Annotated in this window: 27 protein-coding genes and 1 other RNA gene; 15 read left to right on the plus strand and 13 right to left on the minus strand. The window is 46.8% G+C overall.

The window, feature by feature from the left end:
* Window positions 1-16 precede the first annotated feature (16 nt).
* Window positions 17-2740, minus strand: a complete 2724-nt coding sequence (gene gyrA, locus FD971_RS07545; protein WP_215333689.1) for a DNA gyrase subunit A — start codon at window positions 2738-2740, stop codon at window positions 17-19.
* A 160-nt stretch (window positions 2741-2900) separates the two neighbouring features.
* Between gyrA and ompA the strand changes: the two genes are divergently transcribed.
* From ompA to ssrA, 4 genes are all read left to right on the plus strand, one after another.
* On the plus strand, window positions 2901-3473 hold the full coding sequence (gene ompA / locus FD971_RS07550) for an outer membrane protein OmpA (protein WP_215333691.1): 573 nt from the start codon (window positions 2901-2903) through the stop codon (window positions 3471-3473).
* 100 nt (window positions 3474-3573) lie between these two features.
* Window positions 3574-4263, plus strand: coding sequence for a bifunctional 2-polyprenyl-6-hydroxyphenol methylase/3-demethylubiquinol 3-O-methyltransferase UbiG (gene ubiG / locus FD971_RS07555; protein WP_215333693.1), 690 nt, complete (start codon window positions 3574-3576; stop codon window positions 4261-4263).
* Entirely contained in the window at window positions 4260-4937 is a 678-nt protein-coding gene (locus tag FD971_RS07560; protein WP_215333695.1) for an HAD family hydrolase, read from the plus strand. The genes ubiG and FD971_RS07560 overlap by 4 nt, the downstream gene beginning before the upstream one ends.
* Window positions 4938-5006: 69 nt before the next feature.
* Window positions 5007-5365: a transfer-messenger RNA gene (gene ssrA, locus FD971_RS07565) on the plus strand.
* Between the two features lie 79 nt (window positions 5366-5444).
* Here ssrA and FD971_RS07570 read toward each other — a convergent pair.
* Window positions 5445-7196 carry an IlvD/Edd family dehydratase gene (locus FD971_RS07570; RefSeq protein WP_215333697.1) on the minus strand — a complete coding sequence of 584 codons (1752 nt, stop codon included), beginning with the start codon at window positions 7194-7196 and terminating at the stop codon, window positions 5445-5447.
* A gap of 35 nt (window positions 7197-7231) precedes the next feature.
* Window positions 7232-8221 (minus strand): tripartite tricarboxylate transporter substrate binding protein, encoded by a 990-nt coding sequence (locus FD971_RS07575; protein WP_215333699.1) that lies wholly within the window; start codon window positions 8219-8221, stop codon window positions 7232-7234.
* A gap of 109 nt (window positions 8222-8330) precedes the next feature.
* Here FD971_RS07575 and FD971_RS07580 point away from each other — a divergent pair, with 109 nt between their 5' ends.
* Window positions 8331-8753: a VOC family protein gene (locus tag FD971_RS07580; RefSeq protein ID WP_215333701.1), complete on the plus strand. Its 423-nt coding sequence runs from the start codon at window positions 8331-8333 to the stop codon at window positions 8751-8753.
* 20 nt (window positions 8754-8773) lie between these two features.
* Here the strand turns inward: FD971_RS07580 and FD971_RS07585 are convergent, their stop codons facing one another.
* Genes FD971_RS07585 through FD971_RS07595 form a run of 3 tightly spaced genes read right to left on the minus strand, consistent with a single transcriptional unit; the run spans window position 8774 to window position 11569 of the window.
* Window positions 8774-9964 (minus strand): class I SAM-dependent methyltransferase, encoded by a 1191-nt coding sequence (locus tag FD971_RS07585; RefSeq protein WP_215333703.1) that lies wholly within the window; start codon window positions 9962-9964, stop codon window positions 8774-8776.
* 3 nt (window positions 9965-9967) lie between these two features.
* Entirely contained in the window at window positions 9968-10519 is a 552-nt protein-coding gene (locus FD971_RS07590; RefSeq protein ID WP_215333705.1) for a carboxymuconolactone decarboxylase family protein, read from the minus strand.
* Between the two features lie 9 nt (window positions 10520-10528).
* Window positions 10529-11569 (minus strand): tripartite tricarboxylate transporter substrate binding protein, encoded by a 1041-nt coding sequence (locus FD971_RS07595; RefSeq protein WP_251368607.1) that lies wholly within the window; start codon window positions 11567-11569, stop codon window positions 10529-10531.
* 48 nt (window positions 11570-11617) lie between these two features.
* Here FD971_RS07595 and FD971_RS07600 point away from each other — a divergent pair, with 48 nt between their 5' ends.
* Complete coding sequence (locus FD971_RS07600) at window positions 11618-12385, plus strand: sulfurtransferase (protein WP_215333707.1); 768 nt, start codon at window positions 11618-11620, stop codon at window positions 12383-12385.
* Between the two features lie 11 nt (window positions 12386-12396).
* Here the strand turns inward: FD971_RS07600 and FD971_RS07605 are convergent, their stop codons facing one another.
* On the minus strand, window positions 12397-12699 hold the full coding sequence (locus tag FD971_RS07605; RefSeq protein ID WP_215333709.1) for an antibiotic biosynthesis monooxygenase: 303 nt from the start codon (window positions 12697-12699) through the stop codon (window positions 12397-12399).
* Window positions 12700-12774: 75 nt separating this feature from the next.
* Here FD971_RS07605 and FD971_RS07610 point away from each other — a divergent pair, with 75 nt between their 5' ends.
* Genes FD971_RS07610 through FD971_RS07625 form a run of 4 tightly spaced genes read left to right on the plus strand, consistent with a single transcriptional unit; the run spans window position 12775 to window position 15785 of the window.
* The gene (locus tag FD971_RS07610) at window positions 12775-13749 is read left to right on the plus strand and encodes a D-2-hydroxyacid dehydrogenase family protein (RefSeq protein ID WP_215333711.1); all 975 of its coding nucleotides are present in this window, start codon (window positions 12775-12777) and stop codon (window positions 13747-13749) included.
* Window positions 13712-14293 (plus strand): chromate transporter, encoded by a 582-nt coding sequence (locus tag FD971_RS07615; RefSeq protein WP_251368608.1) that lies wholly within the window; start codon window positions 13712-13714, stop codon window positions 14291-14293. Before FD971_RS07610 ends, FD971_RS07615 begins: the two co-directional genes overlap by 38 nt.
* Window positions 14290-14811, plus strand: a complete 522-nt coding sequence (locus FD971_RS07620; RefSeq protein WP_215333713.1) for a chromate transporter — start codon at window positions 14290-14292, stop codon at window positions 14809-14811. Before FD971_RS07615 ends, FD971_RS07620 begins: the two co-directional genes overlap by 4 nt.
* Window positions 14808-15785 (plus strand): tripartite tricarboxylate transporter substrate binding protein, encoded by a 978-nt coding sequence (locus FD971_RS07625; RefSeq protein ID WP_215333715.1) that lies wholly within the window; start codon window positions 14808-14810, stop codon window positions 15783-15785. The genes FD971_RS07620 and FD971_RS07625 overlap by 4 nt, the downstream gene beginning before the upstream one ends.
* A gap of 15 nt (window positions 15786-15800) precedes the next feature.
* Here the strand turns inward: FD971_RS07625 and crcB are convergent, their stop codons facing one another.
* The 4 genes from crcB to FD971_RS07645 are packed head-to-tail and all read right to left on the minus strand — an operon-like array spanning window position 15801 to window position 17316.
* Window positions 15801-16178, minus strand: coding sequence for a fluoride efflux transporter CrcB (crcB, locus tag FD971_RS07630; protein WP_215333717.1), 378 nt, complete (start codon window positions 16176-16178; stop codon window positions 15801-15803).
* Between the two features lie 8 nt (window positions 16179-16186).
* Window positions 16187-16966: a 4,5-DOPA dioxygenase extradiol gene (ygiD, locus tag FD971_RS07635; RefSeq protein ID WP_215333719.1), complete on the minus strand. Its 780-nt coding sequence runs from the start codon at window positions 16964-16966 to the stop codon at window positions 16187-16189.
* A 9-nt stretch (window positions 16967-16975) separates the two neighbouring features.
* Window positions 16976-17113: a hypothetical protein gene (locus FD971_RS07640; protein WP_173960827.1), complete on the minus strand. Its 138-nt coding sequence runs from the start codon at window positions 17111-17113 to the stop codon at window positions 16976-16978.
* 35 nt (window positions 17114-17148) lie between these two features.
* On the minus strand, window positions 17149-17316 hold the full coding sequence (locus FD971_RS07645) for a hypothetical protein (protein WP_015421675.1): 168 nt from the start codon (window positions 17314-17316) through the stop codon (window positions 17149-17151).
* 29 nt (window positions 17317-17345) lie between these two features.
* On the opposite strand from FD971_RS07645, the gene FD971_RS07650 reads away from it, so the two are divergent.
* Together FD971_RS07650 and FD971_RS07655 are read left to right on the plus strand one after the other, a co-directional pair.
* A complete protein-coding gene (locus FD971_RS07650; protein ID WP_215333721.1) occupies window positions 17346-18008 on the plus strand; it encodes a site-2 protease family protein in 663 nt (220 codons plus the stop codon).
* Window positions 18009-18099: 91 nt separating this feature from the next.
* A complete protein-coding gene (locus FD971_RS07655; RefSeq protein ID WP_215333723.1) occupies window positions 18100-18549 on the plus strand; it encodes a cytochrome c in 450 nt (149 codons plus the stop codon).
* On the opposite strand, the gene FD971_RS07660 is transcribed toward FD971_RS07655, so the two are convergent.
* A complete protein-coding gene (locus FD971_RS07660) occupies window positions 18550-19230 on the minus strand; it encodes a cytochrome b/b6 domain-containing protein (RefSeq protein ID WP_215333725.1) in 681 nt (226 codons plus the stop codon).
* A 44-nt stretch (window positions 19231-19274) separates the two neighbouring features.
* Here FD971_RS07660 and FD971_RS07665 point away from each other — a divergent pair, with 44 nt between their 5' ends.
* Window positions 19275-20480, plus strand: coding sequence for an MFS transporter (locus FD971_RS07665; protein WP_215333727.1), 1206 nt, complete (start codon window positions 19275-19277; stop codon window positions 20478-20480).
* Between the two features lie 7 nt (window positions 20481-20487).
* Here the strand turns inward: FD971_RS07665 and FD971_RS07670 are convergent, their stop codons facing one another.
* A complete protein-coding gene (locus FD971_RS07670) occupies window positions 20488-21429 on the minus strand; it encodes a 3-hydroxyacyl-CoA dehydrogenase family protein (protein ID WP_215333729.1) in 942 nt (313 codons plus the stop codon).
* A gap of 84 nt (window positions 21430-21513) precedes the next feature.
* Here FD971_RS07670 and FD971_RS07675 point away from each other — a divergent pair, with 84 nt between their 5' ends.
* Both FD971_RS07675 and FD971_RS07680 read left to right on the plus strand, forming a co-directional pair.
* Window positions 21514-22443 carry a 2-hydroxyacid dehydrogenase gene (locus tag FD971_RS07675; RefSeq protein WP_215333731.1) on the plus strand — a complete coding sequence of 310 codons (930 nt, stop codon included), beginning with the start codon at window positions 21514-21516 and terminating at the stop codon, window positions 22441-22443.
* Window positions 22444-22455: 12 nt separating this feature from the next.
* Window positions 22456-23382, plus strand: coding sequence for a dihydrodipicolinate synthase family protein (locus FD971_RS07680; protein WP_215333733.1), 927 nt, complete (start codon window positions 22456-22458; stop codon window positions 23380-23382).
* Window positions 23383-23399: the final 17 nt, after the last annotated feature.

The following is a 23399-nucleotide window of genomic DNA, read 5'->3' on the forward strand; positions in this document are numbered from 1 at the left end:
CTTGTATGAATGCCAATTAGGCATCACCAGCTTCTTCAGAATTGGAGTCAACTGCTGGATCAGCGGAAACATCTCCACCTTCACCGTCTTCACCATCATCCAAATCATTCTCATCATCAGAATCACTTTCAGCAATACGCTGCAAGCCAGATAAACGAGTGCCTTCATCCACATTGATCAAAGTAACGCCTTGTGTTGCGCGCCCCATCTCGCGAATCTCTGAGACACGTGTGCGCACCAAGATGCCGCCAGTAGTGATCAACATAATTTGATCTTCTGGAGACACCAAAGCAGCAGCAACCACTTTACCGTTTCGCTCAGTTGTCTGAATTGCGATCATGCCTTTAGTGCCGCGGCCATGACGGGTGTATTCACCAATCGGAGTACGTTTACCAAATCCATTTTCCGTTGCAGTCAATACACTACTCGGAATAGCAAGGCCATTCTCATCAACGACAACTGCTTCAGCGCCTTCTGCCGCTTCAGCTGGAGCAACCAACATGGCGATCACTTGATGACCCTCACCCAAGTTCATACCACGCACACCGCGCGCTGTACGACCCATTGGACGAACATCATTCTCATCAAAACGTACTGCCTTACCCGCGTCAGAGAACAACATCACATCATGCTGACCATCAGTAATGGCTGCACCAACTAAGAAGTCGTTTTCATTCAAATCAACAGCAATAATTCCAGCCTTACGAGGATTGGAGAAGTCAGACAAACGTGTCTTCTTCACGGTGCCTAGGCTTGTTGCCATAAAGACGTAATGATCATCCTGATATCCCTTGATCGGGAGAATCACAGTGATCTTTTCGCCTTCGATCAATGGGAACATATTGACGATCGGCTTACCACGTGAATTACGGCTACCCTGTGGAACTTCCCATACTTTGAGCCAGTACATGCGTCCACGATCAGAGAAGCACAGAATGATGTCATGCGTATTCGCAACAAAGAGCGTTTCAATCCAGTCTTCGTTCTTCGTAGCTGCAGCTTGTTTGCCGCGACCACCACGTTTTTGCGCACGGTATTCACTGAGAGGCTGGCTCTTCATATAACCGGTGTTAGAAAGTGTGACCACCATATCTTGCGGAGTGATCAAATCTTCAGTGAACAACTCGGTTGCATTCATTTCGATAAATGAACGGCGACCACTATCACCACCAGCAATTCCAAATTCAGCTTGCACTTCTTTCAATTCAGATTCGATGACTTGAGTAACGCGCTCTGGCTTAGCGAGTAAGTCGAGCAAGTCAGAAATCTCTGCCATGACATCTTTGTACTCATTCACAATCTTGTCTTGCTCAAGGCCAGTCAAGCGTTGTAAACGCATCTGCAAAATTTCTTGCGCTTGACTATCAGACAAGCGATAGAGACCAGTAGTTTGCATGCCGTACTCAGGCAATAAACCCTCAGGGCGATAAGCGTTGCGGCCGCCCGGTGTATCCGTCTCAGCACGCGCCAACATCTCGCGCACCATGGAAGAATCCCATGCCTTGCTCATCAATTCTGACTTAGCAACCACTGGGTTTGCAGCAGCTTTAATGATGGCAATAAATTCGTCAATGTTTGCCAATGCAACTGCCAAGCCTTCTAAGACATGACCACGTTCACGCGCTTTGCGTAATTCAAAAATCGTACGACGTGTAACTACTTCACGACGATGTTGCAAGAAGTACTCCAGCATTTGCTTCAGATTCAATAGGCGCGGTTGGTTATCAACCAATGCCACCATATTCATACCAAAGTTATCTTGCAGTTGAGTGCTCTTATACAAATTATTAAGAACGACTTCAGGAACTTCACCACGCTTGAGCTCGATCACTACACGCATACCTGACTTGTCAGATTCATCGCGTAGATCAGAGATGCCTTCTACTTTTTTCTCATTCACCAACTCAGCAATGCGCTCGAGCAAGTTCTTTTTATTCACTTGGTATGGCAACTCATCAACGATGATGGCCTGACGTGCACCCTTATCGAGATCCTCAAAGTGAGTTTTGGCGCGCATCACCACACGACCCCGGCCAGTGCGATAGCCTTCACGAACCCCTTGAACACCATAAATAATGCCGGCGGTCGGGAAATCTGGAGCTGGAATGATCTCAATCAGCTCGTCGATTGTGCATTCTGGGTTGTGCAGCACGTGCAAACAGGCTGTAACCACTTCATCCAAGTTATGGGGAGGAATATTGGTCGCCATACCCACGGCAATGCCTGAACTGCCGTTTATCAGCAAATTAGGCACTTTTGCAGGAAGAATGAGGGGTTCTTTCTCACTTCCGTCGTAATTTGGCCCAAAATCCACGGTTTCTTTATCTAAATCAGCCAAAAGCTCATGGGCGATCTTACGAAGGCGGATCTCGGTATAGCGCATTGCAGCAGCGTTATCGCCGTCTACGGAGCCGAAGTTACCCTGTCCGTCAACCAGCATATAGCGCAGAGAGAAGTCCTGAGCCATACGAACAATGGTGTCATACACCGCAGAATCGCCATGTGGATGGTATTTACCGATGACATCGCCAACTATACGGGCAGATTTTTTGTAAGCTCGGTTCCAATCGTTGTTTAATTCATACATCGCGAATAAGACCCGACGATGAACCGGTTTGAGACCGTCGCGCACGTCTGGCAGGGCTCTGCCGACAATCACGCTCATTGCGTAGTCCAAATAGGACCGCCGCATTTCGTCTTCTAGGGATATTGGTAGTGTTTCTTTAGCGGCTTGTTCCATTTAGAAATAATATCATTTTGATGACTGATAGCCCCTATGCTAATATTCTGTCAGTTTGTACGAAATTGAGATGTGTCGCTTTGCGGTTTTTTGCTTCAAAGTAGGGCGAATTACATTTAAGTTTGACTTTAATTAAAAAAGAGATTTTTGAGGACTAAAAATGAACAAAACCCTAAAAGTGTTGTTAGCTTCTGTTGTTACTGTTTCTGCATCTGCAGCGATGGCTTCTGATAACTGGGAAAACAGCAACGGTTTGAGCTGGAAAAACGGCGACGGCGCATTGTGCTGGCGTGATAGCAGCTGGACTCCTGCAACTGCAGCTAAAGATTGTGATGGCTATTTAACTCCTAAAGCTGCTACATCTGGTGTTAGCCAAAGCAAAATTACTTTGCAAGCTGACACACTCTATGACTTCAACAAGTCTGACTTGAAGCCAGAAGGTAAAGCAACTTTAGACAAAATCGCTAAAGACTTAAGCAAGATCAAATTAGAAGTAATTATTGCTGTTGGTAACACTGATAGCGTTGGTACTGATGCTTACAACATGGCCCTCGGCCAGCGTCGTGCTCAGTCCGTTAAAGCTTACTTGGTAAGCAAAGGTGTTGACGGTAGCCGTATCTACACAGAATCAAAAGGCAAGAGCAATCCAGTTGCTAGCAATGCAACTGCTGAAGGCCGCGCTAAGAACCGCCGCACCGACATCGAAGTTGTTGGTACAGCTGCAGTTAAGTAATTCTTTTTACTTGTAAAAAAGCCCGGTTCTGCCGGGCTTTTTTATTTCCGCTATATTCGTAATTCATTTATCTTAGTGCGCTTCCAGCGCTTTTATCTCCATGAACGTCGATCAATCTGAAATCGCTAAATTTAGCGCCCTAGCCCATCGCTGGTGGGATCCCCATAGTGAATTCAAGCCTTTACATGCTATCAACCCCTTGCGCCTCAATTGGATCAAATCCTTTGTTGACCTCCAAGGAAAGAAGGTTCTCGATGTTGGTTGTGGCGGTGGAATTCTGGCGGAGTCTATAGCGCAATCAGGCGCCGATACCTGTGGCATCGACTTATCTGAAAAGGCGCTTAAAGTTGCAGAGTTGCATGCCCTTGAGGTGGGTGCCACTCTCAAATACCGCTCTATTTCAGCTGAAGCACTCGCTGAGCAAGAGCCTGCTCAATATGACGTGGTGACCTGCATGGAGATGCTAGAACACGTACCAGACCCTGCCTCAGTTGTTAGGGCCTGCGCAAAGCTCTGTAAGCCAGGAGGCACCCTCTTTTTTAGCACCCTCAATCGCAGCCCTAAGTCCTACTTATTTGCCATTATTGGCGCTGAATACATCCTCCGCCTACTGCCAAAAGGTACTCACGAGTACGCCAAATTCATCAAACCTTCTGAATTAGTCGCCTTTACTCGGCAAGCAGGGCTCGAGATGATCGGCATGAAGGGAATGAGCTACAACCCTATTACTCAGGTTTACAGCCTCGGTGAAGATGTTGATGTGAACTATATGATTGCGGTGCGAAAATGAGTAGCGGGTTAGTAAGTCCTTACAAGGGCATCTTTTTTGATCTAGATGGCACTCTTGCTGACACGGCTCCAGACCTCGTGGCTGCAGCCAATCAACTCCTCATCACCAGAAATCTCCCGCCTAAGCAATACGAAGTATTACGACCTTGCGCGTCTGCTGGAGCCCGCGGACTCATTGGCGGGGCGTTTGGTATCAGCATAGATCACCCAGACTTCATCCCCCTACGAGATGAGTTCTTTGCGAACTATGAGCAGGCTTTATTGGTAAACAGTGTGCTTTTTGAGGGTGTTGATTATTTATTGGACCAACTGGATAGCGCAAACCTTCCCTGGGGCATTGTGACTAATAAAAGTGAGCGCTTTACCCACCCCCTCACGGAACAGATGGGCTTGCGCCAAAGAGCGGTGTCAACCATCTCGGGTGATACGACTCCACACTCAAAACCTCATCCTGAGCCCATCTTGCACGCTGCTAGGGTTGCCAATATTGATCCGAGTAAATCTGTATATGTAGGTGACGATATTAGAGACATCGTGGCAGGCAAAGCAGCAGGCATGAAGACGATTGCAGCAGCTTATGGCTATTGCGGCTGTGAGGAGCCTCCAGAGGCTTGGGGTGCCGATTATCTTGTGCGCCACCCAAAAGAATTACTAGAAATCATCTTCCCACGGTAGGGAGATCAAAAGATAACAAGCAATTTAAGGCCAAGAGCCTTAAAATAGAGTTTCCAATGCTTGCAATCTGGGACCGACATGGTTTCGACGTGGATTACAAAGCATCAAGGGCATACCGAGGACCCGTTATCTCGTAAATCAATGGGAATGTAATAACTGCAAACGACGAACGTTTCGCACTAGCCGCTTAATTGCGGTTGCCCCTGAACTGATTCTCTCTTGGGTCAGCTAGCGCAAGCTAGATCAGGGTCATTTACAAGAGATAAGATCATTTCATGTCACGGGGAATGGTTCGAAAACTTAGTGAATCGCCAGCGTGGAACATGTCAGTCTGTGACTAGCTAGCTAAATTAAATGATATGACTAAGTATGTAGAACTTGTTGTAGAGGATTTGCGGACGCGGGTTCGATTCCCGCCGGTTCCACCATTTTGTAGTACGTAACAGTCAAACGCCACCTTAAAGGGTGGCGTTTTTCTTTGCTTCTTTTTTTACGGTACTGATTAGTTCAACGCTTTGGTGTTTTACCAACCATCTTTGCCGCCCTCAAGAAATCAAAGTCAACACCCTTATCTGCTTGTGTCACGGTATCTAAGAATAGCTTTAGATAACCACGCTCTGCAGTTGGCTCAATCACTGGATTATCTTTTGCACGCCGAGCTAATTCTTCATCTGAAATCAATAAAGTGATCTCGCGATTTTTCACACTCAAGCGAATGCGATCTCCATTCTTCACATGCGCAAGTGGCCCACCTACGGCGGCTTCTGGCGTGACATGCAAGACGATGGTTCCAAATGCCGTTCCACTCATACGCCCATCAGAAATCCGCACAATATCCTTTACTCCTGCTTTGGCAAGTTTCATCGGAATTGGGATATAGCCCGCCTCTGGCATACCAGGCGCACCTTTAGGGCCTATGTTTTTCAGCACCAAAATATCATCAGCTGTGACATCTAAATCTAGGCTATCAATTCGATTGGCGAGATCTTCACTATTTTCAAAGACAATAGCGCGACCCTCGTGCTCCATGAGTTTTTCATTGGCAGCAGATTGTTTGATGATGGCGCCACCGGGGGCAAGGTTGCCATGTAGAACTGCAATACTGCCGCGTGGATAAATTGGGTTATCAAACTTACGTACAACATCCTGCTTAAAGCTTGGTGGGGCCGCATCAATTTCTTCACCTAAAGTGCGACCCGTTACCGTCATCGCGTCTAACTTTAATAAAGGCTTAAGCTCTCGTAGCAGTGTTGTCATGCCGCCAGCATCATGGAAGTTCTCCATGTAGTGATCACCAGAGGGCTTGAGATCTACCAATACTGGGGTTTCATCACCCATCTTATCAAGCGCATCAAGGTCGATCTCTAAACCCATGCGGCCAGCGATAGCAGCTAAATGCACGATGCCGTTTGTAGATCCACCAATCGCCAATAAAACACGCATCGCATTTTCAAAAGCATCTGCTGTTAGTACCTTATCAATAGTTAGACCGTCTTTTGCCATTTGCACAGCACGAGTACCCGTCTCTTCTGCAATCCGAATCCGATCAGCAGTAACTGCTGGTGGGGTTGCACCACCTGGTACTGTCATCCCCAATGCCTCAGAAATACAAGCCATCGTGCTCGCCGTACCCATGACTGAGCAGGTGCCCACACTAGCTACCAGTTGATCATTAACTTCATCTTTTTCAACTTCATCAATTTCGCCAGCACGAAACTTTCCCCAATAGCGACGACAGTCCGTGCAAGCACCCACACGCTCACTACGATGAGAACCGGTAAGCATTGAACCGGTGATCAACTGGATTGCTGGAAGACCTGCAGAAGCAGCCCCCATCATTTGCGCTGGCACTGTTTTATCGCAACCACCAATCATGACTACAGCATCCATCGGCTGAGCCCTCAGCATCTCTTCGGTGTCCATCGACATCAAATTACGCAAATACATACTGGTAGGAGCAGCAAAACTCTCATGAATAGAGATTGTTGGAAAGTCCATTGGTAAACCACCAGCAAGCATCACGCCACGCTTTACAGCCTCAATCAGTTGCGGCATATTGCCGTGGCACGGATTGTATGAACTACCAGTATTAATAATGCCGATTACCGGTCGATCTAGTGCGCTATTGGTGTAGCCCGCACCCTTAATAAATGCCTTACGTAAAAACAAAGAGAAGCCTTTGTCGCCATAGCTCGTTAAGCCCTTGCGCAAACCACTCTCTGTGGATTGCTTTTTCTCTTTGGTCGCATTGCTTGTCATAAATAATTCTTTAAATAAAAAATAAATAGAAATTACTACTCAGCTTTGATATCCGCTTCTTTAATCACTTTTTCCCAGCGTTTTACTTCTGCAGCCAACAACTCCGCAGATTGCTTGGGTTTTGTCGGCGTTGCAGCATAGACCCCCTGCTTTAAAAAAGCTTCTTTAACCTCTGGGTTTACCAAGAGTTTAGCGATAGCGCTATTGAACTGGTCAATGATCGGTGTCGGCGTACCAACTGGGGCTAAAACTCCGAAGGTGGAGCTCACCTCTAAAGCCGGCATACCCGACTCAGCGGTAGTAGGAACATCTGGCAACATCGAGATGCGCTTAGCAGTTGTCACCGCCAAGGGGCGCAATTGACCGGCATTAATAAATGGCAATGCGGCCGGAACTGTTTCCACCATCATATTGACCTGACCCGCCACCAAATCGGTCATGGCTGGGCCGCTACCCTTATATGGCACATGCGTGATTTTGATGCCAGCCTCTTTTTGGAAAATCTCTGCGCCCATCCTTTGCGGAGCACCCGCACCAGAAGAGGCGTAATTTAATTTATCCGGATTGGCCTTTGCATAATCAACCAAGCCCTTCAAAGTTCTGACTGGGACATTGGGATTAACAACCACTACCAAAGGTACTGAACCAACAATCATGACTGGCGTGAAATCCTTCAGAAGATCGTAGCGCAACTTACCCTTTTCGAGAGTTGCCATAGTTGAATGCGATGTCACGGCACCCATCAATAAGGTGTAACCATCTGGGCTTGCCTTAGCAACAGCCTCTGCACCAATATTGCCACCAGCACCGCCGCGATTTTCAACTAATACTTGCTGTCCTAAGGATTCACTAAGATTCTTAGCAAGTATGCGTCCAATCACATCAGTTGCCCCGCCTGGAGGATAGGGAACAACCAGCTTAATGGGTCTATCTGGATAAGCAGCGTGCACTGCAGCAGAGATTCCAAGAATGAGGGCGCCCTGGGCAATGGAACGACATAATTTACCGAATTGAAACGTAATCATTTTTGTCTCCGTAAACAGCTTTATTTTTATAATCTCAATATACTAAACTTTGCTATCGCATACATTTGAGCGTGCTAAGCTCGGCACCACATTAATGCCAAGGACCACCATGTCAACTATTCAACCCTTTCATCTTGCATTTCCCGTAGATAACTTGGAAGCAGCCCGTACGTTTTACGGCAGTACCTTAGGTTGTACTGAGGGTCGCAGCTCAGATGAATGGATTGACTTTGACTTCTTTGGGCACCAACTAGTTGCCCATCTTGCACCTCAAGAATGCGGCAATGCAGCCTCAAACGAGGTTGACGGACATCAAGTTCCCGTAAAACATTTTGGAGTGGTACTGACAATGCCAGATTGGCACGCGTTAGCAGATCGACTAAGCAAGAGCGGCATCAAATTCATCATGGAGCCGCAGATACGGTTTAAAGGCAAAGTTGGTGAGCAGGCTACGATGTTCTTCTTAGACCCTGCTGGCAACGCTTTGGAGTTCAAAGCATTTGAAGATCCAAGTCAGCTATTTGCAAAATAATTTCTGATATCTTGTCCCGATTACTTGAGGCCCAATCGCCAGAGTGAGGTAGTTTCTGCAGCCCTAGCAAAATAAAGTAAATCAGTCTCATCGGCTGATTTTGGATGCTTAGGCTTGGTATCGATGCGGCCCACAACAACTAAACCGGCACTCTCAAACCAAGAGAGCAACTCCTGTCGAGTTCTCAGCTCGAGATGCTCAGCCAAATCAGACAGAATCAACCAAGCCTCACCCTGAGGTAATAAATGATCTTTCAATCCCGCCAAAAATCCTTTGAGCATTTGACTCTCTGGATCGTAGACAGCATGCTCTAAAGTGGAGCTGGGTCTTGCAGGAACCCAAGGTGGATTACACACAATCAATGAAGCTTTTGCTTGGGGGAATAAATTGGCTTTCACAATTTCAATTTGTGAACCCAGATTTAGCAGTGCAATATTTTCTTTGGCGCAAGCGAGCGCTCGATCATCTTGATCGGTGGCAACAATTTTCTGTATGTCACGCATCGCCAAAATAATAGAAAGCACCCCAGTGCCAACACCAATATCAAAGGCTATTGATTTAGCATCTAAAGCCTTAGGTAATGGAGCGTTAGAGACCAGTTCAATGTACTCGCCACGAACGGGCGAGAAAACACCGTAATGGGGATGAACAAACACTGGCTCACCATGCTCATTAGCCAGAATAGGTAAGCCATTCTTACGCCACTCATGAGCACTAATCACGCCCAAGAGCTCACGCAAAGAAACTACATATGACTGCTTGACAGCGCCATACGCTTCTGCGCATGCCTTTGATATATCTGGCGCACGACGTAATGAAATCGTATGGTCTGCGTTGCACTGGATTAGCAACATACCCAGTATTCGGGCCCGTTGAGACCGAACGAGCCGATGTTGATTAAAGACATCTTTTGCTGATTTCTTAGGGGTTGTAGTATCCGACTTAACTACCCTCTTGCCCGCACGCTTGGATTTTTTCGAAGGTTTATCTATTCGCCGAACCAAAGCCTGTAATAGCTGGCGGGCATTCTGGAAATCGCCTTTCCAAAGGATCGCAGTACCTTCGCAAGCCAAATGATAGGCATCATCAGCCGTTAAGGCGTCATCAGCAGTGACTACTTTTTTATGGGCTGCAATGCCGTTTTCAGAATGCCAAACTGCAGAACAGGTTTGACCGCCCTCTTCCCAGCAAATGGAAGCATCTTGCATCATGACTTACTCAGGAGGATGCTCCTCGGGGTTGACATCTAATGCAATTAAAAAACGAGAGACCATGTTGTAAGCTGCCACTACAGTCACCAGCTCCACGGTATTTGTATTACCCAAGGCAGCCTGCAAGCGCTTCATCAAAGCGCCATCAACCTGAATGTTGCGCGTCATCTGAAAAGTTAACTCTGCAGCATCGTTTTCAACATCTGAGAAAAGATCCTTCGGGAAACTAGGCTGACCAATTAAACGCAATGCCTGAACCTGTTCTTCAGTACCGCCAGCTTTGATAAATGGTGGTGCATGATGAAAGAACTCATACTCCGCACCATTAAGAACGGCTACCCCACACATCGCAAGCTCACGCAACTTTGGATCTAGAGAAAGGTTATTACGAATCTCTCCCACAAAATGATTCCACCCCTCAGCAATAGGGGTGCTATGCAAAAGCATGCGGTCTAAATTAATAAACTGGCCGCCACGTCTCTTACGAATGGCCGCCACAAGCTCAGCAGGCTCAGCCAAATCCATCGGTTGGTAAGGAATTAAACGTTCGCTCATATTGAATCCTTATTGCGTTTCTTTAATATTGTTTTCAATAACAAACTTACCCCAAACAGCAATTTGCTTACCGATAAAGTCACGCAGAGTCTCGGGATTACCAGCAACAATTTCAATGCCTTGAGATTTCAATTTAGATGCGACCGCTGGAGTCTTCAGAGCTTTCGTGACAGCCTGGTTCATAGCATTTACGATTGCAGGTGGAGTTTTTCCAGGAGCCAATACCGCCCACCATGCTGGCGCGTTAAAGCCTGGGAAACCACTTTCGGAAATCGTTGGCACATTCGGCAACTCGGGAGATCTTTTGGCGGTTGTGATTACGAGGGGAATTACTCCACCACTATCAATGTGCGGTTTGACCAAAAACTCTGAGCCAATAGCTAACTGCACTTGGCCACCAAGAACATCTTGCATTAAAGGGCCGCCGCCACGATAAGGAATGTGATTCCAATCAAAGCCGGCCTGTTTGGCCAAACGCGCCATCGCCAAATGGCCTAAGCTACCAATACCAATAGAACCATAGCTAAATTGTTTTCCAGCCTTCGATTGATCAACTAATTGCTTAAAGCTAGTGATTCCAGAATTCTTACTCGCAACTAGAACCATTGGTGAGGTACCAATTAAGGTGACAGGCGCGATATCTTTAATCGTGTCGTAGGGAAGCTTATCTTTGAGACTTGGATTTACGCCATGCGTATCAAACACAACCGCAAAGGTATAGCCATCTGGATCTGATCTTGTTAAAGCCGCGGTTCCAATGACACCAGAGGCCCCGCCTATGTTTTCGACAATGACGTTTTGCTTCAATTCAGCCTGCAGTGCTGGGGCTAAGGTTCTCGCCACTTGGTCCACAGAGCCACCTGGCGGGAAAACGGCGATCAGGCGAATTGGTTTCTGGGTGGGCCAAGCACCCACTCCAGCGGTTTGAGCGCTAGCAATAGAAGACCCAAACATCAGAAATACGCTCAATAAGAGCACTTTTTTAGTTATTTTCAAGAAAGTTGGCATCACATCATCCCCCACGATTAAGACTGCAAGATTACCACCCATCACGGCAGCTTGTTCGATAATAGATGCCAGAGCCAGATGAGATTAACCATGAAACCAATTTTGAACATAGCCGCCTATTTATTTGTCAGCCTAGACAATTTGACTGAGCTACGCGCGAAGATATTGGATGACTGCAATGCTCGCCATCTAAAAGGGACCATTCTCTTGACCGCTGAAGGTATCAACATGTTCTTGGCAGGAGAGGAAGCTAAATTACGCGGCTTTCTAGATTGGCTGCGCCTGGATTCTCGCTTTGCCCCCCTTCAGGCAAAAGATAGCTGGTCTGAAACACAGCCATTTAAAAAAATGTTGGTCAAAATTAAGAATGAAATCATCCGCATGAATCACCCGACGATTCGTCCGGAAGAGGGTCGCGCGAATTTCATTACGCCAAAAAAATTACAAGAGTGGCTTGATCGAGGTACCGATGACTTAGGGCGCCCTGTCGTGATGGTGGACACACGTAACGCTTTTGAAGTCGAATACGGTACTTTCGAGAATGCACTGCATTTCAATATTGAGAAATTTACAGAATTTCCCGCAGCAATCACTGCACATAAAGATGAGTTAGCTGATAAAACTCTCGTGAGCTTTTGTACTGGCGGCATCCGCTGTGAAAAGTCTGGCCTCTTCATGCGTGAAATTGGCATGCAACATAGCTATCAACTTGAAGGCGGCATCCTCAAGTACTTTGAAGAAGTTGGCTCCGCACACTACACCGGCACCTGCTTTGTATTTGATGAACGGGAAGCGCTGGAGCCTAACTTAGACTCCATCCCACTAGAGCGCTCTATCCGAAAAAAACAAACCGCCTAATAGCAAAGCCCTTAGCTCGATTTACCCACCAAAGTCATGTGCTCAACAAAAGGTGGTTTGACAAAAAATGGGCCAACAATTGCACGCCATTCAGCAAAAGCGTCGGAACCTCTGAAGTCCACCGTATGGTTCTCAAGACTATCCCAGTAAATCAATAACAAGTAGCGCGCTGGGTTTTCAATGCTGCGGTTAACCTTAAAGCCTTGGAATCCCTTAGCCTTGGCAATGACGCTATTAACGCCACGCAAAATTGCCTCCTCAAACTCAACGGCCTTGCTGGGGTCAATTTCTAGATCGCAGTGCTCCAAAATCATGGGAATTTCCTTTGTCAAAATTGCTTAGGGATCGATAGTAAACTCAAACAGAATAACAAATCAACAAAGAGAGATATGGCCAATTTACCCAATATTGTCGTCCTAGGAGATTACGAACGTGCACTGCGTCGCTTCTCTAATTGGAATCGGATAGAGCAAAGCTCAAATCTCACCATTCACCATGAGCCATTGCGCGATGAAGCCCTATATGAAGCAGTGAAGGATGCCGATGTCATTGCTATTGTGCGCGATAGATCCCCATTTAATGAGGCAATGATTGCGAGACTGTCAAAACTCAAATTATTAATGTTTACAGGCAAACGCAATGGCACTCTAGATAGCGCCGCCCTCCTCTCGCGGAATATTCCGATCGCCTGTACGCCTGGAGGCCCCTCTAAAGAAACTACCACTGAGCTAACCTGGGCCTTAATCTTGGGGGCATCCAAGCAACTGGTTGGCCAAAACAATCTGGTGACTTCTGGTGGCTGGCGTAATGAACTCTCGGTCCTCCCGATGCTTGCAGGTGAGCGCCTCGGAGTTATTGGTCTGGGCGCTATCGGCAGCTCTGTTGCTCGCGTTGGCAAAGCATTCGGAATGGAGCTTGTCACCTGGAGCCCCAATATGACTCCAGAACGCGCCGCAGTAGAAAACGCAAAATCCGTTAGCCTCGATGAATTACTCAGCACATCCAAAGTAGTCACTATGCACTTAGTGGCTGGCCCAGGAACTAAAGGCCTCATTAGCGCAGATCAACTTGCCTTAATGCGCCCAGACTCGGTTCTGGTAAACACATCGCGATCCGCATTGATCAATATGCCTGACTTATGCGCTGCCCTTAAGCAGGGTCGTCCTGGCCAAGCTGCAGTAGATGTATTTGATATTGAACCTTTGCCATCCAATGATCCGCTGCGCAATACTCAGAATCTACTGGCAACTCCGCACCTTGGTTTTATTGCAGAACCTATTTTTGAAACTTTCTCAAAAGGTATTACTCAAACTCTAGAGGCCTGGCTTGACCAAAAGCCAGTACCGCATCCTTTCGAACCTTAATGCTTTGAAGAAGCTCACACCCTCACAGTTATTTATCAGCTTCAGCAAAATCGGCATGTCTGGTTTTGGTGGAGTGTTGCCATGGGCACGGCGTACCCTGGTTGAACGCGACAAGATATTAAGCTCGGAAGAATTTAGCGCCATTCTGGGTATCTGCCAAATTGTTCCAGGCCCGAATATTGTGAATCTTGCGGTGTGTATTGGCTCTCGATTTGCTGGCGCTAGGGGCGCGTTGGCAGCCGTCCTTGGTTTAACGCTAGGGCCCATCTGCATTGTGATGTTGTTAGCCGTTCTCTATACACATTACAGCTACATGGAGTCGATACAAGGAGTGCTGCGCGGCATTTCTGCAGTTGGGGTTGGCTTAATCGCCTCCACTGGCATCAAAATGTTGCGCGACGAGTTACGCTTTCCAGCAATGCTACTGGTTGTACTAGTTACAGTAATCGCAGCCAGCTATTACCAGCTAGGACTTGGTTGGGTAGTACTCATAGCATCACCACTGGCCTGGTTCTTGGCGCAAAAGAAGGCTCGCAAACTATGAACATTTTGCTAAGCCTATTTTTAAAACTCTCCGCCTTTTCTTTGATTGCCTTTGGCGGCGTAAATGCCTTACTTCCAAGCTTGCTGAAATTATCGGTTTATCAAGAGCACTGGATAGATCTTCAAACTTTTGCCGATTATTTTGCGATTGCGCAAGCTGCACCAGGGCCGAACTTTATGACGGTCACCTTAATTGGCTGGCATGTTTATGGTGTTTTAGGTGCGCTAATTGCAACTCTTGCAATTTCATGGCCGTCATCTATTCTGGTCTATCACTTACAACGCCTGATCCTAGGCATGAAAGATGCCCACAAAAAGAAATCGATTCAATATGCAGCTGCAGCTCTAGCCATCGGTCTAGTTCTCTCTTCAGCATGGCAGATTGCTTTACAAATCAATCACAGCTACGCTGCCTATGCTCTGACACTGTTAACTATTGGAATTACTGTTTTTACTCGTTGGCATCCTTTGTATTTAATCGGACTTGGTGCCGCTCTAGGAGCATTAGGACTTATATGAAATTCATGCGATTTTTACAGACGACTGTTTTGTGCTCAGCAGTTTTTTTGATTGGATCTGCAAATGCACAAGCAAACTATCCCAGCAAACCGATCAATTTGATCGTGCCCTATGGCGCTGGCGGTAGTGCCGATTCTCGCAGCAGGCAACTAGCTCAGAAAATGAGTTTAATTTTGAGGCAGCCGATTGTGGTTGATAACAAACCCGGCGCTGGCGGAAACATTGGTACTGAGTTTGTTGCAAGATCAGCGCCAGATGGCTACACAATTGGGATGGGAAACTTCGCACCCATGGCAGTGAATAAAACCTTATTTGGTAACCTTCGCTACGACCCCGAAACGGATATCAGTCCAATCATCTTGATTGAGAAGGGTCCCTTAGTTTTAGTAGTTCACCCAAACTCACCCTATAAAACTATTCAAGATATTGTCACGGCAGCGAAAGCAAAGCCAGGTACTCTCACCTTTTCTTCAGGGGGTATTGGCGGCAGTCATCAATTATCTGCAGAACTATTTATGCAGAATGCCGGCATCAAAATGATTCATGTTCCTTATAAGAGTGGTTCCGCTGGTTTAACGGACCTCATGGGTGGCAACGTGGATATGATGTTTGATCAAATGTATTCAGCAGTGCCCAGCATCAAAGCGGATAAGTTACGTCCTATCGCCATCACGAGCAAAAAGAGATCTCCACTCCTGCCAAATGTTCCTAGCTTTGCTGAGGTTGGCTACCCCAAGGTTGAGGTGCTGAATTGGCAAGGATTTATCGCGCCCGCCAAAACTCCTAAGCCAATTATTGATAAGCTAAATGCCGCAGCCAACGAAGCTTTGAAAGATCCACAACTGCGTGAATTGATGCTTTCTCAAGGAAATGAAATTGGCGGCGGAAGTCCTGCTGATTTCGCAGCCCTGATTAAGTCTGAGGCGGCGAAATGGAGTGCCGTAGTCAAGGCGGGAAATATCAAGCCTGAATAAGCTTGACTGAAAAACTTACTTCAGCGCTTGGTAAGTCAAAATACCCAAGAAAGTAAGGCACAGCGAGCCTACCAAATGCAGGAGCGCTGTACCTAGCGCCCAAGTCACTTCGCCCCGCTGCATAAATCCTACAACCTCAGCAGAAAAGCTGGAGAAAGTTGTGAGGCCGCCTAGGAAGCCTGTAATCACGAACAACTTCCATTCTGGGGAGAGATTGGGATTGTTTCCAAAGAAGGCTACCGCAATACCAATTAGGTAACCGCCAACCATATTGGAAATAAAGGTTCCCAAAGGAAGCATTGATGCGACATTGACTGTTACAAGATTAAAGCCTGCCCTCAGTAATGCACCAAGACCGGCGCCGCAGAAGATTGCAAGAATAGATGGCCACATAAGAATATTTATTGGATTGTAAAAGTAAGCATACCAATGGAACCCATTTCTATTCCATCAACTTGTGTCTTAGGCGCCTCACCCTGCTCTTGCTGAGCGAGCACATACAATGCCGGCCAATAGTGCTCAGGGGTTGGAATGGATAAATGAGCGGCATCACCAAATTGCTCCCAATGAATCAAAGTCTCATGGTGATTAGCCTTCATTTCCGAAACAAAGAAATCATTAAACTCTTTAGCCCATGGATAGGGGCTTGCACCCGCCTCCCATTGGATAGTGCGCAAGTTATGCACCACATTGCCGCTTGCCAGAATTAAAATATTTTCATCACGCAAAGGGCGCAATTTTTTAGCCAGCTCGTAATGCTCATTTGCAGATAAGGAGCCATCTAGACTCAACTGCACCACAGGAACATCAGCATTTGGGTAAAGATATTTGAGAACAGACCAAGCGCCGTGATCAATGCCCCATTCATTCTCTTCAAGTACGACAGGAACACCTAGCAATTCTTTTACGCGATCCGCAAGCGCAGGACTTCCTGGCGCTGGATACTGAATATCAAACAAGGCCTGCGGAAATCCGCCAAAGTCATGAATCGTTTTAGGTTTGGGCATTGCAGTAACCCATACTCCACGGGTTACCCAATGGGCCGAGATGACTAAGATCGCATCTGGGCGTTTGAGTGATTTACCAAGACTAGCCCAAGTGGCTGTATAGCGATTGGGCTCGATGGCATACATCGGACTGCCATGGCCAGCAAATACTGCAGGTTGGCGATGGCTAGTCATTAATGCAGATTAACCGAATACGTAACCAGTATGAGCTGCAACCAATGCAAACAAAATAGCCAAGCTAGTAGCGGCTGCCAACATCACGATCAGAGTAATGATCTTCTTGTTGATTTCGTCTTTCGTTTCTTTATGCCATTCGTTCATGCTAAATCCTCATTAATTAGTATCGTAATTATCCACTATCGGCCGCGGCCAGCCTTACGCATCATGGCTTTTCCGCCTCCAAAGCCTGCCTGAGGCCTACCGCCAGGACCAGATGGGCCTTTGGGGGCTGGTGGACGGGCTACCGGCTTGGCTGCTACTGGCTTGGCTGGGGTTTTTGATTCAGGTTTTTTATCGTCAGTCACTTTTTTGCTCCTATGGATATCATATTGCCATGATTACTGACTATTCTATCCAAGCTGTCGCGATTAATGCGATTCCCTTGATTTTTGCCATCACGATTCATGAGGCCGCTCACGGCTTTGCTGCACGTCAATTTGGCGACAATACGGCCTATATGCTGGGTAGAGTAAGCCTCAACCCCATTAAACATATAGACCCCGTGGGGACAATTCTGATCCCCCTGCTATTGATTTTGTCAGGATCCCCTTTTTTGGTTGGCTATGCCAAACCAGTGCCGGTGAACTTTGGGCGCCTACGCAACCCCAGAATTGACTCTATTTGGGTAGCCTTAGCTGGCCCTGGCTCCAATTTCATTCAGGCCTTGATTTGGCTAATCCTACTCATTGGCTTGGTTGGGCTTGGCATCAATGAAAAGTTCCTCATCTCCATGTCACAGGCCGGCATTACTTGGAATTTGGGATTGCTAGTTTTCAATCTATTTCCGCTTCCACCCCTCGATGGTGGCCGGATTCTTGCAGGACTTCTCCCGGTGCGCCAATCCATTGCCTTAGGTAAGTTAGAGCCTTGGGGCTTTTTTATCGTTCTAGGCCTCGTATTTACTGGGATTATTGGCAGCCTGTGGATGACCCCCTTGATGGCTTTTTTTGAGTGGTTGATTCTCTTGCTGACCAGCCCCTTAAGAATGATTTTCTAGATTGATTCCGATGGGCAAAAAATAGCATTCGGGAGTATGCTGAATCCACATAGCCTCACCCCCAAATCAATTGAAATTATTGGAGCCTCTTATGAAACTCAAACATCTTGTTTTAGCCACCCTTGCACCAACATTGCTGGTTAGCGGAATTGCTTATGCGCAATTCAAAAAACCTGAGGATGCAATTAAGTACCGCCAAAGCGCATTTACTGTGATGGCAAATTCTTTTGGGAAAATTGGTGCTGTAGTTAAAGGTGAGGCACCATTTAATAAAGATGAAGTAGCGAAGAATGCTGCTGTAGTTGCAACCATCTCCAGCCTCCCATGGCAAGCCTTTGGACCAGGCACTGAAGGTGGCAATGCACTACCAGAGGTTTGGTCGGACAACGCTAAATTTAAAGCCGCTTCAGAAAAGATGCAGCTTGCTGTTGCAAATCTAAATACTGCTGCGCAATCGGGCGATCAAGATGCTATTAAGAAGGCTTTTGGCGCAGCTGGCGCCACCTGCAAAGGTTGCCATGACGACTTCAAGAAAAAGTAATTAGTTCGTTATCAAGTAACCCAGAATCACCGCAATCAGGCTGAGCAGTAATAACGCCAAGCCGCGTTGCCAACCTCCATCCTTGGAGGCTTGACCCAAGTCAGCAGGTAGATACCTTACCTCCTCGCTTGGGTCGATTTCTTTATCGCCCAGCAACATTGGCTTAATTAAGTTCTCACCCCTAAATTTTTGATAATAAAAAATTGCGCAGAGGTGAACAACAATCAAAATAATGAGAACCTTTTCATTTTGATGATGAATGGAAGTTAAAAGCTCAACCGTTCCATTGGAAACCTGTTTTGCTAGCGGCCCCTCAAAAGCAATATCGTCATTTGCGAAAAGACCAGTCACCGCCTGAAGGCCAATTGAAAAGAGTAAAGCTAAAACAGATAGCGCGCCCAAGGGGTTATGCCCCAGTCCTGCCTTGGCTCTACCAGATAGATAATTCAGAAGCCCTTTTGGGCTAGGAACAAAATTGATAAAACGGGCATGGTGGGAGCCAATCAAGCCCCAGCAGATTCTAAAAATAATCAAACCTAAAACACAGTAGCCCACTCGCGCATGGAACTCCATGGCATTGCCGCCAATCTTGACGGTCACGAAACTCAAAAAAATTCCGACAACCAAAAGCCAATGAAAGAGGCGAATCGGCAAATCCCAGACGCGAATTATTTTTTTCATATCTAGAGAATAAATCACTGTCACCTTTAGAATAAGAAAAATTCATGAAAACAAGCCAAGCCTTTAAAACCTTGTTGCTCTATCGCATAGGCGCAACTCTCAGCTATCAAATCATGATGGTTGCAGTAGGGTGGCATATCTATGAGATTACTAATAGCGTCGTTTCCCTTGGTCTAATTGGCTTAGCGGAGCTTGTCCCCTACTTTGTATTAGCACTCTATGCTGGCCATGCCGTAGATCATCATTCTAGAAAACTGATTTCGGCGATTGCGTGTGGCCTCCACATTGCAGTCGCTTTGCTCTTAGTCGCAATTGCACTCGACTGGCTAACGCCACCCGTTCCTTTGATTTACACGGCAGTAGCCTTTTTAGGTTTGGCGCGCGCACTATTGCGCCCTTCTTATCAAGCCATCTTTGGTCAAATCATTCCCCGAGATCAAATGCCACGCTATACCGCATACGCATCTTCTGCCTTTCAGATTTGCGTTGTTGCTGGACCGGGCCTGGGTGGGCTCATGATTGGATTTGCTGGGCTAGAGTGGACTTATGCCATGGCTGCATTGAGTGGGGCTATCGGCCTCTATGGAGTGAGCTTTATTCACATCAAACATGAACGACCTGAAGGCGTAAGCAATGATTTCTTAAAAAGCTTTTTTGAGGGCTTTAACTACGTACGAAAACATGATCTGATTGTCAGCATCATGCTCTTAGATATGTTTGCCGTGCTATTTGGTGGTGCTGTATCCATTCTTCCGGCCTTTGTTAAAGAGGTCCTTAATGCTGGTCCGGAAGCTCTTGGAATTCTCAGGGCAGCGCCTGCAGCCGGGGCAGTCATCACGGGCCTCTACTTAGCGCGTCGACCCTTACTAGAAGATTCTGGCAAACACTTATTTTTGTCAGTCGGCGGCTTTGGTATTGCCATTATTGCTTTTGGGCTCTCTAACAATCTTTGGCTTGCAGCACTCTTCTTATTTATCTCGGGTTGTTGCGACTCTATCTCGGTAGTAATCCGTGGCAGCATTATGCAGTTAACGACTCCGGATCAGATGCGAGGCAGAATCAGTGCTATTAATGGGATATTCATTGGCTCCTCCAACGAATTGGGTGCGCTTGAATCTGGGGTTGCAGCAAGTCTGATGGGGCTTATTCCATCAATCGTATTTGGCGGGGCTGCAACCATACTAGTCGTATTACTTACCTACCAATTTGCACCCCAACTGAGAAAGCTCAATCTCAAAGATCTTACCTAGAGTTTGATTACTTAATCTCTGGTAAATCCTTTTGAATGATCTTTAAGCCTTCACGTAAGGCTTCTTGATAGCGCTCTCGCTCCGCCTTCATCGTCTCTGCTGTCCATGAATAAAAACCTTCGCCGGTTTTCATTCCCAACTTGCCACTGGCAATGCGATCGCTCAAACATTTTGCAATATCTGGGGAGTTATTCAGAGTGGGATAAATCGTTGCGCCACCAGCGCCATGCACATCTAGACCAGCGTGATCCCTCTGCATTGCAGGTCCAGCAGCGATGTAGCGGAAACCAAAACCAAAACGCACTGCCTTATCAATATCTTCTAGGCTCGCAATCCCCGCATCGACCATAGCAAAGGCTTCACGTGATAAAGCGTGCTGCAAGCGATTTGCTAAGAAGCCTGGCAAATCTTTTTTAACAGTAACTGGCACCATACCGCAGGCCGTCATCAATCGAGAAAGGCTTTCGCCCACCATGGGAGAAGTCTTTTGGCCATAGACCACTTCTACACACGGCACCAAGTGCGCAGGCATGAAGAAATGCAAACCAATCATTCGCGCCGACGTTTTCAACCCTTTTGAAATGTCGCTAATCGGAAAGCTCGTACTATTGCTTGCCAAGACTGCCTCTGGCTTTGCATATTGCTCCAGCTTGGCAAACAATTCTTGCTTAATATCCAAACGCTCAGGCACGCACTCAATGACTAAATCGACCTCTGGCCAATCCATCTCCTCTAACGAGCCGGCGGTAGAGAGTAAATGTAAACGATGCTCGTAGCCCAAATCAATCATGGTGTTAGCAAAGTAATCTGGTAACAGTGCACGGCGCTCGGTGGTGGGCTCTAGAACCTGCACAGCACAACCCCCGCGAGCACAAACAGCCGCCACATCAGCGCCCATAGTGCCGCCGCCAACGATGACGACTTTAGTTTCGGATGGGGTAAACAACATCTCAATTTCTCCTTCGGGGGCAAGATAAGGATTACAAATCCTCTTACAATGTTTTCATTATTCCAATAAAAAAGTAAGTGAGACATGATCCCAGTCAATTCGGTACTGCAGGTCGGGCAATTTCCAGAAATAATGCAATTGGAGATTGATAAGCGACTGAGCACAAGCAAACTACTTGACCCTCAGGGCAAGCTTCCCGATGGCAACTTCACCGCCATCCTTACCCGCTCAAACACCCAAATCCCGCAAGAGTTGCTGGAGAAGATGCCGGGCATACAAATGGTTGCGACTTGTGGCGTGGGCTATGACAACCTTCCCTTGAACTATCTCAAGGCCCATGAGATCAAAGCCAGCAATACCCCAGGCGTTCTGAATGATGCCGTCTGTGAGCTGGCCATTGGCATGCTCTTTAGCTTATTGCGTCGCATTCCGGAAGCGCAGGACTTTGTTAAAAGCACCGCTTGGTCGAAAGCACCTTTCACCATAACCACTACTCTTGCAGGGAAGTGTATTGGCATTGCAGGTATGGGTCGCATTGGGCAAGATCTAGCAAAACGCTTAGAGCCCTTTAAGGTCAAACTAGCCTATACCGGCCCTACTCCCAAAGAGCTTCCTTACGAGTATTTCAGCGATATCAAGTCCCTAGCAAAGGCATCAGACATTCTTATTCTTGCGTGCCCCGCCAGTCCAGAAACAGAAAAAATGGTTAATACCGAAGTCCTGGAAGCTTTAGGGCCGAGAGGCTATCTTATTAATATTGCGCGAGGCAGCGTAGTGGATGAAGCTGCACTTTTAGTTGCACTGCAGCAAAAAACCATCGCCGGGGCAGCACTCGATGTATTTGAAAATGAACCAAATCCAAACGTCGACTTCTTAAATATTGATAATGTCTTACTAACCCCGCATATTGGAAGTGCTACTTCTGAAACGCGACAATTGATGACGAACCTAGCAATAGATAATTTAGAAGCTTTCTATAATAAAAAACCACTTCTTACCGAAGTAAAAAATTAAATTGGAGTAAGCATGACGATTTCCCTACACCCTTCCACGCTACCTGCAGTACTCTCACCTGTATTGACTCCATTTAAAGAAGACGGAAGTCCAGATGCGAAAAAATTACTGAAGCAATGTCAATGGCTCGAAGCCAATGGCGTTGGTCAGGCTATCTTCGGCACAAACTCAGAAGCGAACTCCATGTCTGCCCCACAAAAGATGGACACGTTGACAGCGCTTATTGAAGGCGGCTTAAATCCTGCGCACATGATGCCTGGTACGGGCGCCACGTCGATTGATGCCACAGTCAATATGACACGTCACGCAGTTCAACATAAGTGCGCAGGTGTCTTAATGTTGCCACCTTTTTATTACAAAGATGTCACTGATGATGGTCTTTTCGCCTACTTCTCAGAAGTGATTCAAAAAGTGGGTGATGCTGGATTACAAATTTACATCTACAACATTCCGCCTGTTACCAAAATCAATCTAAGTCTTTCTTTGTTAGAGCGCTTAGCTAAGGAATACCCAAAAACTGTTGTTGGCATGAAAGATAGTTCTGGTGATTGGGCCTATACAGAGTCAGTCATTAAGCTCTTAGCACCATCAGGTTTCCGCGTATATGCCGGTAGCGAAGTATTCCTAATGCGTGCCCTGCGTGCAGGTGGAGTTGGCTGCATCTCCGCTACCGCTAACGTAAACCCTAGGGCCATCGCTGAATTGGCGGCCCATTGGAGAGAATCTGACGCAGATCAACGTCAAGCGGCTTTAGATCAAGTACGCTCAATATTTGCTCAATATCAAATGATTGCCGGTATGAAAACTGCAGTTGCCCATTTCAGCAAAGATTCAGAGTGGTTGCGCGTACGCCCACCACTCATGCAGCTGAGTGCAGATCAGCAAGCGAAGTTATTGGGTGAACTACAACAGATTAATTTCAGCATGCCAGGCCTTTAATTAAATAGACGCAAAAC

Source organism: Polynucleobacter sp. AP-Ainpum-60-G11, from assembly GCF_018688375.1.
Classification (GTDB): Bacteria; Pseudomonadota; Gammaproteobacteria; order Burkholderiales; family Burkholderiaceae; genus Polynucleobacter.

Coding starts and splice junctions, on each gene's coding strand:
- gyrA (WP_215333689.1), bottom strand. CDS start 2,740: ATGGAACAAGCCGCTAAAGAAACACTACCAATATCCCTAGAAGACGAA.
- ompA (WP_215333691.1), top strand. CDS start 2,901: ATGAACAAAACCCTAAAAGTGTTGTTAGCTTCTGTTGTTACTGTTTCT.
- ubiG (WP_215333693.1), top strand. CDS start 3,574: ATGAACGTCGATCAATCTGAAATCGCTAAATTTAGCGCCCTAGCCCAT.
- FD971_RS07560 (WP_215333695.1), top strand. CDS start 4,260: ATGAGTAGCGGGTTAGTAAGTCCTTACAAGGGCATCTTTTTTGATCTA.
- FD971_RS07570 (WP_215333697.1), bottom strand. CDS start 7,196: ATGACAAGCAATGCGACCAAAGAGAAAAAGCAATCCACAGAGAGTGGT.
- FD971_RS07575 (WP_215333699.1), bottom strand. CDS start 8,221: ATGATTACGTTTCAATTCGGTAAATTATGTCGTTCCATTGCCCAGGGC.
- FD971_RS07580 (WP_215333701.1), top strand. CDS start 8,331: ATGTCAACTATTCAACCCTTTCATCTTGCATTTCCCGTAGATAACTTG.
- FD971_RS07585 (WP_215333703.1), bottom strand. CDS start 9,964: ATGATGCAAGATGCTTCCATTTGCTGGGAAGAGGGCGGTCAAACCTGT.
- FD971_RS07590 (WP_215333705.1), bottom strand. CDS start 10,519: ATGAGCGAACGTTTAATTCCTTACCAACCGATGGATTTGGCTGAGCCT.
- FD971_RS07595 (WP_251368607.1), bottom strand. CDS start 11,569: ATGGGTGGTAATCTTGCAGTCTTAATCGTGGGGGATGATGTGATGCCA.
- FD971_RS07600 (WP_215333707.1), top strand. CDS start 11,618: ATGAAACCAATTTTGAACATAGCCGCCTATTTATTTGTCAGCCTAGAC.
- FD971_RS07605 (WP_215333709.1), bottom strand. CDS start 12,699: ATGATTTTGGAGCACTGCGATCTAGAAATTGACCCCAGCAAGGCCGTT.
- FD971_RS07610 (WP_215333711.1), top strand. CDS start 12,775: ATGGCCAATTTACCCAATATTGTCGTCCTAGGAGATTACGAACGTGCA.
- FD971_RS07620 (WP_215333713.1), top strand. CDS start 14,290: ATGAACATTTTGCTAAGCCTATTTTTAAAACTCTCCGCCTTTTCTTTG.
- FD971_RS07625 (WP_215333715.1), top strand. CDS start 14,808: ATGAAATTCATGCGATTTTTACAGACGACTGTTTTGTGCTCAGCAGTT.
- crcB (WP_215333717.1), bottom strand. CDS start 16,178: ATGTGGCCATCTATTCTTGCAATCTTCTGCGGCGCCGGTCTTGGTGCA.
- ygiD (WP_215333719.1), bottom strand. CDS start 16,966: ATGACTAGCCATCGCCAACCTGCAGTATTTGCTGGCCATGGCAGTCCG.
- FD971_RS07640 (WP_173960827.1), bottom strand. CDS start 17,113: ATGAACGAATGGCATAAAGAAACGAAAGACGAAATCAACAAGAAGATC.
- FD971_RS07650 (WP_215333721.1), top strand. CDS start 17,346: ATGATTACTGACTATTCTATCCAAGCTGTCGCGATTAATGCGATTCCC.
- FD971_RS07655 (WP_215333723.1), top strand. CDS start 18,100: ATGAAACTCAAACATCTTGTTTTAGCCACCCTTGCACCAACATTGCTG.
- FD971_RS07660 (WP_215333725.1), bottom strand. CDS start 19,230: ATGAAAAAAATAATTCGCGTCTGGGATTTGCCGATTCGCCTCTTTCAT.
- FD971_RS07665 (WP_215333727.1), top strand. CDS start 19,275: ATGAAAACAAGCCAAGCCTTTAAAACCTTGTTGCTCTATCGCATAGGC.
- FD971_RS07670 (WP_215333729.1), bottom strand. CDS start 21,429: ATGTTGTTTACCCCATCCGAAACTAAAGTCGTCATCGTTGGCGGCGGC.
- FD971_RS07675 (WP_215333731.1), top strand. CDS start 21,514: ATGATCCCAGTCAATTCGGTACTGCAGGTCGGGCAATTTCCAGAAATA.
- FD971_RS07680 (WP_215333733.1), top strand. CDS start 22,456: ATGACGATTTCCCTACACCCTTCCACGCTACCTGCAGTACTCTCACCT.